General features: G+C 65.5%; 11 protein-coding genes and 1 tRNA gene. 11 read left to right on the top strand and 1 reads right to left on the bottom strand.

From position 1 onward, the window contains the following. Positions 1 to 109: 109 nt before the first annotated feature. Entirely contained in the window at positions 110 to 349 is a 240-nt protein-coding gene (locus tag HOP03_15215) for a hypothetical protein (GenBank protein ID NOT89510.1), read from the top strand. Positions 350 to 618: 269 nt separating this feature from the next. Next, a complete protein-coding gene (locus HOP03_15210; protein ID NOT89509.1) occupies positions 619 to 1,365 on the top strand; it encodes a hypothetical protein in 747 nt (248 codons plus the stop codon). Positions 1,366 to 1,453: 88 nt separating this feature from the next. Here HOP03_15210 and HOP03_15205 read toward each other — a convergent pair whose 3' ends face one another. Then, a complete protein-coding gene (locus HOP03_15205) occupies positions 1,454 to 3,580 on the bottom strand; it encodes a sulfatase-like hydrolase/transferase (GenBank protein ID NOT89508.1) in 2,127 nt (708 codons plus the stop codon). A 286-nt stretch (positions 3,581 to 3,866) separates the two neighbouring features. On the opposite strand from HOP03_15205, the gene HOP03_15200 reads away from it, so the two are divergent. From HOP03_15200 to HOP03_15160, 9 genes are all read left to right on the top strand, one after another. Next, a tRNA-Arg gene (locus HOP03_15200) sits at positions 3,867 to 3,943 on the top strand. A 68-nt stretch (positions 3,944 to 4,011) separates the two neighbouring features. Then, on the top strand, positions 4,012 to 5,544 hold the full coding sequence (locus HOP03_15195) for an aldehyde dehydrogenase family protein (GenBank protein NOT89507.1): 1,533 nt from the start codon (positions 4,012 to 4,014) through the stop codon (positions 5,542 to 5,544). Between the two features lie 21 nt (positions 5,545 to 5,565). After that, complete coding sequence (locus HOP03_15190; protein ID NOT89506.1) at positions 5,566 to 5,949, top strand: hypothetical protein; 384 nt, start codon at positions 5,566 to 5,568, stop codon at positions 5,947 to 5,949. Positions 5,950 to 5,982: 33 nt separating this feature from the next. Beyond that, entirely contained in the window at positions 5,983 to 7,044 is a 1,062-nt protein-coding gene (locus HOP03_15185; GenBank protein ID NOT89505.1) for a quinone-dependent dihydroorotate dehydrogenase, read from the top strand. Beyond that, positions 7,041 to 8,090, top strand: coding sequence for a UDP-N-acetylmuramate dehydrogenase (gene murB / locus HOP03_15180; GenBank protein NOT89504.1), 1,050 nt, complete (start codon positions 7,041 to 7,043; stop codon positions 8,088 to 8,090). Before HOP03_15185 ends, murB begins: the two co-directional genes overlap by 4 nt. A gap of 38 nt (positions 8,091 to 8,128) precedes the next feature. Beyond that, the gene (locus HOP03_15175) at positions 8,129 to 8,998 is read left to right on the top strand and encodes a DMT family transporter (protein ID NOT89503.1); all 870 of its coding nucleotides are present in this window, start codon (positions 8,129 to 8,131) and stop codon (positions 8,996 to 8,998) included. Positions 8,999 to 9,213: 215 nt separating this feature from the next. Then, on the top strand, positions 9,214 to 10,617 hold the full coding sequence (locus tag HOP03_15170; GenBank protein ID NOT89502.1) for a hypothetical protein: 1,404 nt from the start codon (positions 9,214 to 9,216) through the stop codon (positions 10,615 to 10,617). Positions 10,618 to 10,700: 83 nt separating this feature from the next. Continuing rightward, entirely contained in the window at positions 10,701 to 11,351 is a 651-nt protein-coding gene (locus tag HOP03_15165; protein ID NOT89501.1) for a hypothetical protein, read from the top strand. Positions 11,352 to 11,435: 84 nt separating this feature from the next. Continuing rightward, positions 11,436 to 13,487, top strand: coding sequence for a M13 family metallopeptidase (locus HOP03_15160; protein NOT89500.1), 2,052 nt, complete (start codon positions 11,436 to 11,438; stop codon positions 13,485 to 13,487). Positions 13,488 to 13,537 lie beyond the last annotated feature (50 nt).

Raw genomic sequence — 13,537 nt, 5'->3', positions numbered from 1 at the left:
CGATGCCGGACAGGCGGGAATCGCGGGAATCACCCTTGATGCCCTTGCTGCATGCATCGGTTACAGTCCGGGCATCCTTCTGCGACGCGGGATCGTCATGAAGCATCACTTGCGCACCATTCTTGTTTTCGCCGCGGGATGTTTGCTGGCCGTGCCGCTGAGCGTGGTGATCACGGTACTGTTGTTCCCCGTCTGGTCACGGCTCGAATCGTCTTTCGGCATCGAGTCGGTCGGCCACTCGGGGCCTGCGGATTGGTGCTACGGCTTGATCTTCGCGATGTTGTTCGCGTCGATGCTTTCGTTGCTCGTGCTGGGCGCCCGCACCCGCCGCAAAGACCGATTGCGCTGATGTGGACATTCCCTGATGCAGATCCTGATGCAGGCATTTTCTGGAAATCCTTCGTGCGGATATTGCGTTCGACGTTGTTCGCGGGATCCCGATACGATCACTCGGCTTCGCCCCTTCCGTCCGCTGGAACCGCTTCCATGCCAGGCGTGCGGATGACGGCGGGATAAACCCCTTGGACACCCCGGGAGCGGGAACCGCGATATTCAGCCAAGCGTTAGCCGGCCGACCCTAGCGTTCACACCGCGCCATCCCGGCGTCCGGAGTCCCTCATGAACCGCCTCGCCGTTTCGATCCTCGCCGTCGCCCTGGTCGCCACCACCGGCACCGCATCTGCACAGAACAGCACCATGCAAGGCCAGCAATACCCGGCGTCGACAAACGATCGCTACGCGCAGACGGCAAGCCCCTATTACGACGAAGCGCGCGTCATCCGCGTCGACCCGGTGCTGCAATCCGGCTACGGCAATACCCAGACTTCTTCGGGTCGTTGCTACAGCGATGATGTCTACGCCGGCAGCGGCGATCAGTACGATGACCGCTACGGCGACCGTCGTTACGACGATCGCTATGACAACCGCGGCTATGACAACCGCAGCTATGACAGCCGCGGCTACGACAGCCGAGGCGATGATGACCGCCGCTACGATGGCCGCTATTCCAGCACCCAGGGCACCGAGACCGGCCGGAATGTCGCGACCGTGATCGGCGGTATCGTCGGTGCCGCGCTCGGCAGCAAGGTCGGGGGCGGTTCGGCCCGCTACGCGACCGCTGCGGTCGGTTCGATGGTCGGCGGCATGGCGGGACGCGGCATCTACGAAACCAGCCAACGCAATCGCCAGCCGAAGCCGCGCATCACGGTGTGCGACCCGGTACGCGAAGGCAGCTACTCGAACACCGGCAGCAACGTGACCGCGTACGACGTGACCTACGAATACGCCGGACGCCAGTACGTCACCCGCACCGATTACCACCCCGGCGACCATATCCGCGTTCGCGTGGATGTCCGTCCGGAATAATCGCGACGCCGATGCGCGCAAGCGATAGCCGCTTACGGAAAAGGGACCGCAAGGTCCCTTTTCTTTTGCCGACCACTTCCGCCGGAAATCACACGCTCGCGCTGGGATAGCGGCTGGGATACGGCGACAGCAGCGCCAGTTCCTGCCGCGCCAGCTCCGCACGCAGGCGATGGGCAACTTCAAGCACCACTGCGGCTTCCAAGCCGTCGGGCAACGTATCGATCAAGGTCGGGAACGCGCCGTCGTAGATCAGCAGGTTGATGTTTTCGATCGGATCGACAGCGAGGTTGTACAACTCCCACTGGTCCGGCACCGGCCGTTCGCTCCACGGGTCGCAGTAGCGCACCAGCTTCCATTGCTGCGAACGCAGCGCGCGTACGTGCGCGGGCTGCACGACCGGCCCGGGCGCGAGATCGGGCAGATACGCATGCGTGGCGGCGCCTGCGACCGGCGGCGTGCGCAGCAGTTCGACGGTGGCGTTGAACACCGCGTACTGCTGCCAGGACTGCACGTTGTGCGGGTCGTCGTCGCGCGGCAGCGGCTCGGTGATCAGGTCGTCGGTGGCGAACAGCACGCCCTCGCGCTCATGGCCGTCCGGCCCGATCACCGGGCCGCCACCGGCGCGGATCACCGGAAGCAGATCCGCGCCGGGCAATGGCGCAGCGGCATGGGTTTTCGACAGATTGCGTCGCGCGCGGGCGATGTGGTCGTCGGTCGCATGTGCGAGCTTCAACAGCGTCGGCAGGACATCGATATGACTGGTCTGCGCGAGCACCGCGCGCGGCGTGTCGCGCGCTTCGTTGAAGCGCCTGCTGCTGATCAGGAACGGCACATGCACCACTTCCTGATACGCGCCGTGCCACTTCTCGATCTGCATGCCGTGCGCGGCGCCGAATTCGCCGTGATCCGACGCGAACACCACGATGGTGTCGTCGCGCAGGCCGCTGGCTTCCAGCGCTTCCAGCACGCGCAGGATGTGGCGATCGACCATCGAGATCATGTAGGCGTAGTACTGCAGGAAGCCGGTGGCGGCGCCGTCGGGGTCGTCCTGCAACTGGAACGGGATCGCGATGCCCAGCGTCGCCTTCACCGCATTCTGCAGCACCGTCTGCGCATCGCCGCCGGCCGCCTGACCGATGCTCAGGCCGGTCTTCGACGCCAGCCCCAGCGCGACCTTGTACGCGGTGTCGTACTGCGCGCGCGGCTTGTTGTTGGTCAGCAGGTCTTCGTTCTGCGTCGGAGATGCCGTAGCGCAGTCCTGCGGCAGCCCGGTCGGATTCAGCGGTACCTGGAACGTGCCCTCGGTGGGCGTCACGCTGACCGTGCCCTGCGGCGGAATCGGCACCGAACCGCCCGGCCCCACCGGCGACGGCGGCGCCAGCTCGCTGGGCGGCGGGAAGCTCGGCTGCAGCCCGCGCGGCAACGTCGGATAAGTCGCGATGTCGTGCGGATTGGTGAACGAACACACCGCGAAGAACGGCGGCGTCTGCGGCTTGCGCGTGTCGAGCGGCGTATCCATGCCCTGCTGTGACAGTGCGCGGTTGTAGGGCACGCCCAAGCCGCGATTGCGCAGGAAGTTGCATGCCAGATCGGCGAACTGGTAATCGCGGAAGGTGCCGAGATTGTTGATCGAAGACCCGTGCGGCTCTGGCCACGACAGTTCCCAATCGCCGAAGCCGTAGCCCTTCAGCGTGTGCTCCGGCGGCTCGCTGACATGCCATTTTCCGAAGTAGTGCGTGCTGTAGCCCAGCTCGCGGAAATAATCGCCCGCCGTGGGGGCACCGTCGGGACGCAGCCACGGAAAATTCTGCGCATCGCCGCTCTTGAACAGGCCGTCGGTCTGGGTCACGCCGGTGCGCGGCCCGTATTGCCCGGTCATGATCGCAGCGCGGCTGGGGATACATGCCGATTCGGCGATGGTGTGGTCGGTGAATACCGTCGCGTACTCGCGCAGTTTGCAGAAGCCCGGAAAATGCTTGGCGTAGGCGTTGCCTTCGAGGCTGCCGACGAAGGAAAGAATTTTCTTGAGATCGTTGGCGAAGCCTGCGTCGCCGTAGCCGGGATTCGGGTAGTACAGCTGGTCCACCAGGATCAGCAGGATGTTGGGTCGCGCGTCGCGGACCGCTGCGATGTCCTGGATCACTTCGAGCCTGTCGCCATCGGATGCATCCTCGATGACGCTCCCTCCCGGACCACCGCCGTTGCCGGTCTGCATACGAGCCTCCCTGTCGTTGTCGAACATCCGTTCCCGGTCCATGCCGGCCGTGCCGAATGATGCCCATAGGCCGGAGCGGTTTGTCCAGTCTCCGCACCGGCGCGCGACTCCCCAAGAGACACCTCGCATGGAGACGCAAAGCCAAAGCGGCCCCTCATCCGGCCTTCGGCCACCTTCTCCCCATGCTTGGCATGGGGAGAAGGATGTGCAGGACTGACGCATGCGGGGTTAGGGGCGACTTCCGGGGGTGCCGGCCCCCGACCAAGCCTGCGATAATCCCGGACTTGGCCCCGTAGCTCAGCTGGATAGAGCGGTCCCCTCCTAAGGGACAGGTCGCACGTTCGAATCGTGTCGGGGCCACCAGCACCATTCAACTCGCAAGCGCGCATGCCGGCAGGCATGGGCGGCCCCACCGCACTCAGGAGTTCCCGATGACCCATCACGTCCTCACCGCCCTCGGCCTTGGCGCCAGCGAATCCGGCACCTATCTCGGCCACGGCGAGTGGTCCAAGACCAGCGACGCAGGGGTGCTGGAGCCGATCAATCCGACCACGGGCGAGGTGCTGGGCCGGGTGATGGCATCGTCTCAGGCGGATTACGATCTGATCGTCGAGCGCGCCCAGGCGGCGTTCAAGACCTGGCGCACCACCCCGGCGCCGCGCCGTGGCGAGGCCATCCGCCTGTGCGCGGACGCGCTGCGCACCCACAAGGACGCACTGGGCTCGCTGGTCGCGCTGGAGATGGGCAAGTCCAAGCCCGAGGGCGACGGCGAAGTGCAGGAGATGATCGATATCGGCGAGTTCTCGGTCGGTCTGTCGCGCCAGCTCTACGGCCTGACCATGCACAGCGAGCGCCCGGGTCACCGGATGTACGAGCAGTGGCATCCGATCGGCATCGTCGGCGTGATCTCGGCGTTCAACTTCCCGGTCGCGGTGTGGGCTTGGAATGCGTTCGTCGCAGCGATCTGCGGCGACATCACCATCTGGAAACCATCGCCGAAGACCCCGCTCTCGGCGATCGCTTCGATGAAGATCTGCAACGAGGCGCTGAAGAAAGGCGGCTTCCCGGACATCTTCTTCCTGTTCAACGACGCCGGCACCGAACTGGCCTCGAATTTCGTCGACGACAAGCGCATTCCGCTGATCAGCTTCACCGGTTCGACCAAGGTCGGCCGCATCGTCGGCGAGCGCTGCGCGCGACGCATGGCGCGTTCGCTGCTGGAACTGGGCGGCAACAACGCGATCATCGTCGACGCCAGCGCCGACCTGAAGCTGGCGATTCCGGCGATCGTCTTCGGCGCCGTCGGCACCGCCGGCCAGCGCTGCACCACCACCCGCCGCCTGATCGTGCACGAAAGCGTGTACGACGATGTGCTGGCGAAGCTGATCACCGCCTACAAACAGGTGGAAACCAGGATCGGCGACCCGACCGACCCGAAGAACCTCATGGGTCCGCTCAACAGCCGCGATGCGGTCGACGGTTATCTCGATTCCATCGCCAAGGCCAAGGCCAGCGGCGGCAAGGTCGAAACCGGCGGCGCGGCGATCGAAGGCAAGGGCAACTTCGTGCTCCCGGCCATCGTCACCGGCCTCACCAACGACGCGGAAATCGTGCAGCACGAGACCTTCGCGCCGATCCTGTACGTGATGAAGTTCAAGACCCTGGATGAAGCCATCGACATGCAGAACGCGGTCCCGCAGGGCCTGTCGTCGTCGATCTTCACCGCCAACCTGCGCGCGGCGGAAGCGTTCCTCGCGGCTTCGGGCAGCGACTGCGGCATCGCCAACGTCAATATCGGCACGAGCGGCGCGGAAATCGGCGGCGCGTTCGGCGGCGAGAAGGAAACCGGCGGTGGCCGCGAATCGGGTTCGGATGCGTGGAAGGTCTACATGCGTCGTCAAACCAACACCATCAACTACTCGGACGCGCTTCCGCTGGCACAGGGCATCAAGTTCGATCTGTAACCACCGGATCCCCGCACCGCCATGGCCCTGAAGTACGCCACTCTGGCCACCGTGTCAGCCGCCACCTGTGGTGCGCTGGCATTGATCTGGATGTGCGCTCCCGATCTGCCGCTGTCGATCTGGGATGTCGAAACGTCCTACCAGAGCGGTTTCGTCGGGCGGCGGTGCGCGGCACTCTTCGCAGGCCTCGGCGTCATGCTGTGGTTGGCGCGGCATTCGGCGCCATCGTCGGCGAGAAAGGCGATGAGTCTCGGCCTTGCTGCCGGTTGCTGCCTCCTCGCCGTGCTGGGACTGGTCGAGTACGTCACCGGGCACGCCAATGCATACATTCTTCCAGCGGTCCTGGTCGAAACCGTATTGGCGCTGTCGTTCCTCTTCGTGGAACCCCGGAGCGTCGAGACATGACGCGACACAACCCCTTCCTGCGCCGGTAATTCAATGTACGGACTCGCCCGCCCGTTCCTCTTCCGCATCGACGCCGAACGCGCCCATGGCCTCGGATTGTCGATGCTGGAAGTCGCCTATCGCACCGGGCTGAATCCGCTGCTCACCAGGCGCATGCCGTCGTTTCCGGTCAAGGTGCTGGGCATGACCTTCCCCAATCCGGTCGGCCTCGCCGCCGGGCTGGACAAGAACGGCGCGCACGTCGACGCGATGTTCGCGCTGGGCTTCGGTTTCGTCGAAGTCGGCACGGTCACGCCGAAGCCGCAGCCGGGCAATCCGAAGCCGCGGATGTTCCGGTTGCCGGAAAACAACGCGATCATCAACCGCCTCGGCTTCAACAACGACGGTGTGGACGCGCTGGTGCGCAATGTCGAGAAGGCGCGACGCAAGGGCAACGGCATCCTCGGCATCAACATCGGCAAGAACAAGGACACGCCGAACGAATCGGCCGCGCTGGACTACGTCCACTGCCTGGAAAAGGTCTATCCGCTGGCCGATTACGTCACCATCAACATCTCCTCGCCCAACACCGCCGGCCTGCGCGAGCTGCAGGAAGAACAGGCCCTGCGGCGTCTGCTCGGCGAGCTGAAGGAAGCCCGGGAACGCCTGTGGACACGCCACGGCAAACGCGTGCCGATGCTGGTGAAGGTGGCGCCGGACCTGGCCGATGAAGACATCGAGGTGACCGCGCGCGTGCTCGGCGAGCTGCAGGTCGACGGTGTGATCGCCACGAATACCACTGTCTCCCGGATCGCGGTGCACCAGCATCCGCTGGCGAAGGAAGCCGGCGGCCTGTCGGGCGAACCGCTGATGGCGAAATCCACCGCGGTGCTGCGCATGCTGCGCACGCGATTGCCGGAACATATTCCGATCATCGGCGTCGGTGGCATCCTGACCGGCGCCGATGCGGTGAAGAAAATGGCGGCCGGCGCGAGCCTCGTGCAGTGCTACACCGGCCTGATCTATCGCGGACCGACGCTGATCCACGACTGCGTGGACGCGATCCGCCGCCGCAAGGAAGCGCCCAGCCGCGGGCACCTGTCGAACAACGCATGAGCGTCCGCCGCATCGAACGCGCGCCCGTGCGCAACACCTTCGGCGTCGATGCGCGCGTCGATCTGTTGATCGAAACCGACCATGCCGACGATCTGCCGGGCTTGTTCGCCCATGAACTCGCCGCCGACTCGCCGCAGGCTCCGGAACTGTTGATTCTCGGCGGCGGCAGCAACCTGCTGATCGTCGAAGCGCCGACGACCGCACTGCATCTGGATTCGCAGCGCATCGAAGCGCTCGATGCGCAGGCCGGCATTGTCCGCGCAGACGCCGGCGTCGAATGGCACCGGTTGGTGATGTGGACGCTGGAGCACGGATTGGCGGGGTTGGAAAACCTTGCGTTGATCCCCGGCAGTGTCGGCGCATCGCCGATCCAGAACATCGGCGCTTATGGCGTGGAAGTGGGCGAGCGCATCCATGCGGTCGAGGTCTTCGAGCGCGCCAGCGGCGCATTCCAGCGCCTCGATGCGCAGGCGTGCGGGTTCGCGTACCGCGACAGCGTGTTCAAGCACGAGCCCGACCGCTGGCTGGTGACCGCGGTGGAATTCAAGCTTGCGCCAACGCGGGAAACGACTGCGTTGAAACTCGACTACGCCGGCATCCGCGATGAACTGGCGTCGATGGACATCGCGGCGCCTGACGCGCGCGACGTCGCCGAAGCGGTGATCCGCCTGCGTCGCCGCAAGCTGCCCGACCCCGCCGTGATCGGCAATGCCGGCAGCTTCTTCAAGAATCCGATCGTGCCGGTCGCGCAGGCCGATGCGCTGAAATCCGAACACGCCACGCTGCCGATCTTTCCCGGCGGCAACGCCACGACGCGCAAACTTTCGGCGGCGTGGCTGATCGACGCCTGCGGCTGGAAAGGCCATCGCGGCGGCGCCAGCGGCGATGCCGGCGTGTCCGACAAACACGCGCTGGTACTGGTGAATCACGGCCTTGCGACCGGCACGGAACTGCTGGCGTTGGCGCGCGGGATCTCCACCAGCGTCCATGCGCGTTTCGGCGTCGCGATCGAGCCCGAGCCACGGATCGTCGGCGCGCACTGGTGAACGCCGCGCGGTCGCAGCCTCTGCGCGCGGCCCTGTTGATGCTTGGCAGCACCGTGTTCTTCGCGCTGATGGCGGTCGCGATCCGCTTGGCCTCCGCGACGCTGCACACCTTCGAGATCGCGTTCTTCCGGAATTTCTTCGGGCTGATCGCGGCGCTGCCGCTGCTGTTGCGCCATGGCCCGGACCTGCTGCGGACCACGCAGCTGCCGCGCTATCTGTTCCGTTGCGTCATCGGTGCGGTGTCGATGATGGCGGGCTTCTGGGCCATCGGCCATCTGCCTTTGGCGCAGGCGGTGGCGTTGTCGTATTCCACGCCGATCTTCGTCACCATCGCCGCAGTGGTCTTCCTGCACGAACAGGTGCGCGCACGTCGCTGGGCGGCGGTCGCGCTGGGGTTCGTCGGCATGATGATCATCGTCCGTCCCGGCAGCGACAGCTTCACCGCCGGCAGCCTGGTCGCGCTGACCGCGGCCGTGCTCAGCGGCATCGTCGCGATCCAGATCAAACAGTTGTCGAAGGTGGAGCCTGCCGATCGCATCGTGTTCTACACCACGCTGCTGTGGGTGCCGATGTCGCTGCTGCCGGCGCTGACGGTCTGGGAGTGGCCGCAGGGGGTCGTGTGGGCATGGGTGGTCGCCGCCGGCTTCCTCGGCACCGGCGGGCACATGCTGTGGACGCGGGCGCTGAAGATCGGCGACGTTTCCGCGCTGACGCCGATCAGTTTCATGCAGTTGCCGATCGTCGCGATCGCCGGCTGGCTGTTGTTCCAGGAACCGCTCGACCGCTGGACCGCACTCGGCGCGGGCGTGATCTTCGTGGCCAACGCCTATATCGCACACCGCGAATCGCAGCTCGTACGCCGCGATGCCACCCATGCACCGATCGAAGCGGTGAAGCCCGGCGAATGATGCTGCAACGCAATAATCCCGGTGCGCCGCCGCAGCGCGATGGATGGAATCATCGAACCACGATTGACCGCTCAAGTGCGCCGGTGTACATCACGCCTTCGGTCCGCGGCATCGCCCGGATCGCACGGCGCGATGCAGGGGGCGTCGCCGGTCGCACAGCGCCCATCCACGGGCGTCTTACTCAACGCAGTCCATCACCCAAAGGAAAGAAGGTCATGACCGCATCAATCCGCAGGCCTGTCGTGCTTGCAACCGCCATCGCCACCATCCTGGTCGCAGCGCCGCTGCGTGCCGAGGAAGGCGATTATTCGTTCTGGCAGACACTGGCGAATCTGGTGACACCGCCAAAAGCCGACAACAAGGTCACCGCTGCGCAACGCACCGGCGACTATCCGCTGTTGTCCAACCCGGGCGGCTATGCCGACGGTTTCAGCCCCGGCGCTTACAGCCAATGGCAGACCATCAAGCTCGCCCCCGAAACCGGCGCGGTCTGCGGCAACGGCTCGCAGTACAAGTTCTTCTTCAATCGCGTGCCCAACACCCGCAACACCATCATCTACATGGAAGGCGGCGGCGCCTGCTGGGATTACCCGAGCTGCACCGGCCAGACCGGCGTGCGCGGCGCGCGCAATCCCAATGGCATTCCCGACGACTACATGAGCCTGCTCAATCCCGGCGCGAGCCTGGTCAGCCCGTTCATCACCCGCATCAGTCCGTTCGATTCGGTCAAGACCCAGCAATGGAACATCGTCTACGTGCCCTACTGCACCGGCGATATCTACAGCGGCGACAAAGTGGCTGTCTACAACGATCCGGCCGGCCTGAAGCCGCCGCTGGTCTGGCACCACAACGGCACCCGCAACGTGCGCGCCGTGGTGAGCTGGCTGAAGGACAACGTGCAGCGTCCGACGCAGATGCTGTCCACCGGCTGCAGCGCCGGCGGCGCCGGCAGCCTGACCAACTACGCACCGCTGCGCCGCGACCTCGCGCCGACCCGTGGCTTCCTGATCGACGATTCCGGTCCGGTCTTCGACGCCCCGCTCGGCGGCAATCCGAGTGTTTACCCGTCCGCGCCGCTGCAGGGCCTGATGCGCCAGGCGTGGGGGCTGAACAAGCCGAATGGGCCGCTGCCCTACCTTGCCAGCCAGATGCCGCAGCTCGACCTCAACCAGCTCGGCACGCTCTACAACGCGCTGTCCGCGAAGTATCCGAACGACCGCCTCGGCCAAACCCACTTCTGGCAGGATCTGAACTACTCCTCGTATTCGTACGAGCGGTTCTTCACGGATATCCAGAACGCACCGACCCAGGCCGCCAAGGAAGCGTTGATCCATGCCCGCTGGGGCACCGACACCCAGCGGCTGTCGGCGAAACTCAACGGCCTGGGCAACTTCGGCGGCTACTTCCCGCAATATCGCGCGCTCAACGAAAGCCACTGCACCACGATCGTCGACTTCAAGAACGGCGACGTCCAGACCATGAGCCTCGAGCTGAAGAACTTCATCGACAGCGTACTGGTCGGTTCGGGCAACGTGCTGGACGCCACCGAAGCCAGCGACGCCGCCGATCGCAGCAAACCGTTCAATCTGCTGTACTGGACCATCGACCAGCTGGTCTAATCGTCCAAGCGGCCTCCCGGCGGACCCGTCCTGCGGGTTCGCCGGGAGACGCCCTCAATTCCAGGAATCCTGCGCCGCCCATCATGAAGATCAAACCCATTCACATCGGCCTGGCGATCGCTGCCGTACTGACGCTCACGCTCTGGATGTCGGCCCGGCACCGCAAGGATGCATTCGTCGAAAGCCTCGACATCCCTGCCGAAACCCCGGCGCCAGCGCCGGTCTCCACCGACCCCAAGCAGGCGGCGCTGGAAGCGACGCCGGAAGCCCAGGCGTACCGCAGCCGTTTGGCATTCGAACAGCAGGCGCGTGCGTTCCTGCGCGACGCCCCCAAGCTCGACGCAAACGCAAGACTGGAGCGCGCGCGCGCCATCAGTCGCGAGATCGATCGGCGCGAACAGGCGCGGGAACTCTCCGCAGGCGACGCCGTGGTGTTGCGCATCGGCCTGATCCAGGCGGCTGTCCTGGATGACTCTGAACGCGTCCGCCAGTCGCAGGCGATCGTGGACCGCTATCGCAAACAGACCGCCGAACGGCAGGCGGCATTCCAGGAACAGCAACGCCGGGACACCCAGTTCCAGAAGTACAAGGCGCGCGAGGCGCAGATCGTCAACGAAGTGCTGGCGATGACGAGCTATCCCGGCGGCATGAGCCGCGACGACTATCTGCGCGTCCGCCTGCAGGAAGCGCGGCAATCGATCTACGGCACGCAGAGCCCGCCGCCGACGCCCTAGCATCGCGCCCCAACACCTTCGGCACATGCCGGAGCGGCGATGCGCGCTAGGCTTGCGGATCGCCCGCTCTTTCCGGAACCGAAGATGAGATACCGCTGCACCGCCCTGAATGTCGCCCTGGGCCTCGCGCTGGCGTCCGCCACCGCATTCGCCAGCGACAACGCCCCGCCGCAGCTCGGCAGCTTCGGGATCGCGCTCGAGAATCGCGACCTGTCGGCGAAGCCCGGCGACGATTTCGACCGCTACGCCAACGGCCAATGGTTCGACAATTATCGGCTGCGCGATTACGACACCCGCTACGGTTCGTTCAACGCGCTGAGCGATCTGGCCGAGGAACAGACCCGCGCGATCATCGAGGCATTGCTGGCACGGAAGGATCTGGTGCCGGGCAGCGACGAGCAGAAAGTCCGCGATTTCTACGCCAGCTACATGGATACCGCCGCGCGCGACGCCGCTGGCATCACGCCGCTGAAGCCGACCCTGGCCCGTATCGCCGGCATCGATTCGGTCGCGACGCTGACCGCCGCCTTCGGCCGTTCCGGCATGGACGGCACCAGCAGCCCGGTCGGCGCCAACGTGACCCTCGACCGCAAGAATCCGGACCGCTATCTGGTCGGAGTCGGCCTGGGCGGCCTGGGTCTTCCGGACAAGGACTACTACCTGAATCCGGAACCGCGCTTCGTCCAGATCCGGGCCGCGTATCTGGAACACGTGACGACGATGCTCGGCTTCGCCGGTGTCGCCGATGCCGGGCCCCGCGCCGAAGCGATCATCGCGCTGGAAACCGAGCTGGCGAAACGGCTCTGGGATCGCGCGCAACTGCGCGACCGCGACAAGACGTACAACCTGCGCAGCTTCACACAGCTGCGCGAGGAATTCCCCGGCTACGACTGGGCCGCGCACTTCGCCGCGCAGGGCCTGTCGACGCCGGCCGAGGTCAACATCTCGACGCCCAGCGCAGTCGGCCCGGTGCTCGATGTGGTCGCGAAGACGCCGCTGCCGGTCTGGCGCGACTATCTGACCTACCACGCCGTGCGAAACCACGCGCCGTTGCTGAGCACCGCGATCGATGAAGCCGCATTCGCGTTCACCGGCAAAGTATTGCAGGGCCAGCAGGCGCAGAAAGAGTCGTGGAAACGCGCGGTCGCCGCCGTCGGTGGCAGCGCCGGCCTCGGCGATGCGGTCGGCCGGATGTACGTGGCCCGCCACTTCAAACCCGAAGCCAAGGCGGCGATGGATGACCTGGTCGAGAATCTGCGTACCGCGCTGCGCCAGAACATCCAGAACCTCGACTGGATGGGCGAGGCGACCAAGGCGGAGGCCTACAAGAAACTCGGCACGTTCCTGCCGAAGATCGGCTATACCCGGAAATGGCGCGACTACGCCACCGTGAAGATCGTTCCGGGCGACCTGATCGCGAACGTCCTCTCGGTGCGACGCTACGCCATCGACGACCAGAACCGCCGCCTCGGTACAAAACCCGATCGCGAGGAATGGTTCATGACCCCGCAGACGGTCAACGCGTACTACAACGCCTCGTTCAACGAAATCGTGTTTCCGGCGGGCATCCTGCAGCCGCCGTTCTTCGACGTGAATGCCGATCCGGCGGTGAACTACGGCGCCATCGGCGGCGTGATCGGCCACGAGATGGGCCACGGCTTCGACGATCAGGGCTCGAAGTCGGACTCCGCCGGCATCCAGCGCAACTGGTGGACCGATGAGGACCGCACCCGCTTCGACGCACGGACCAAGGCGCTCGGCGCGCAGTACGCCGGCTATTGCCCCATCGAAGGCCAGTGCGTGAACGGCCAGCTCACCATGGGCGAGAACATCGGCGACCTCGGCGGCCTGTCGATGGCCTACACCGCCTACAAACTCAGTCTGAAAGGCAAGGCAGCGCCGGTGATCGACGGCCTGACCGGCGACCAGCGCTTTTTCCTGGCCTGGGCGCAGGTCTGGAAATCCAAGTCCCGCGAGGAAGCCACGCTCAACCGGCTGAAGACCGACTCGCATTCTCCGCCGCAGTACCGCATCAACGGTCCGTTGCGGAACCTCGACGAGTGGTATCGCGCCTTCGACGTGAAACCCGCCGACAAGCTCTACCTGCCTCCGGAGCAGCGCGTGCGGATCTGGTGAGATTTCGCATCTGCACGCACGACGCGAACGGCCGCCGGGAGGCGGCCGTT

The organism is Lysobacter sp. (genome assembly GCA_013141175.1).
GTDB lineage: Bacteria > Pseudomonadota > Gammaproteobacteria > Xanthomonadales > Xanthomonadaceae > Lysobacter_I.
The sequence above is the reverse complement of the archived record's forward strand: the minus strand, read 5'-3'. Positions and strand labels throughout refer to the sequence as shown.

Coding starts and splice junctions, on each gene's coding strand:
- HOP03_15210 (NOT89509.1), top strand. CDS start 619: ATGAACCGCCTCGCCGTTTCGATCCTCGCCGTCGCCCTGGTCGCCACC.
- HOP03_15205 (NOT89508.1), bottom strand. CDS start 3,580: ATGCAGACCGGCAACGGCGGTGGTCCGGGAGGGAGCGTCATCGAGGAT.
- HOP03_15195 (NOT89507.1), top strand. CDS start 4,012: ATGACCCATCACGTCCTCACCGCCCTCGGCCTTGGCGCCAGCGAATCC.
- HOP03_15190 (NOT89506.1), top strand. CDS start 5,566: ATGGCCCTGAAGTACGCCACTCTGGCCACCGTGTCAGCCGCCACCTGT.
- HOP03_15185 (NOT89505.1), top strand. CDS start 5,983: ATGTACGGACTCGCCCGCCCGTTCCTCTTCCGCATCGACGCCGAACGC.
- murB (NOT89504.1), top strand. CDS start 7,041: ATGAGCGTCCGCCGCATCGAACGCGCGCCCGTGCGCAACACCTTCGGC.
- HOP03_15175 (NOT89503.1), top strand. CDS start 8,129: ATGCTTGGCAGCACCGTGTTCTTCGCGCTGATGGCGGTCGCGATCCGC.
- HOP03_15170 (NOT89502.1), top strand. CDS start 9,214: ATGACCGCATCAATCCGCAGGCCTGTCGTGCTTGCAACCGCCATCGCC.
- HOP03_15165 (NOT89501.1), top strand. CDS start 10,701: ATGAAGATCAAACCCATTCACATCGGCCTGGCGATCGCTGCCGTACTG.
- HOP03_15160 (NOT89500.1), top strand. CDS start 11,436: ATGAGATACCGCTGCACCGCCCTGAATGTCGCCCTGGGCCTCGCGCTG.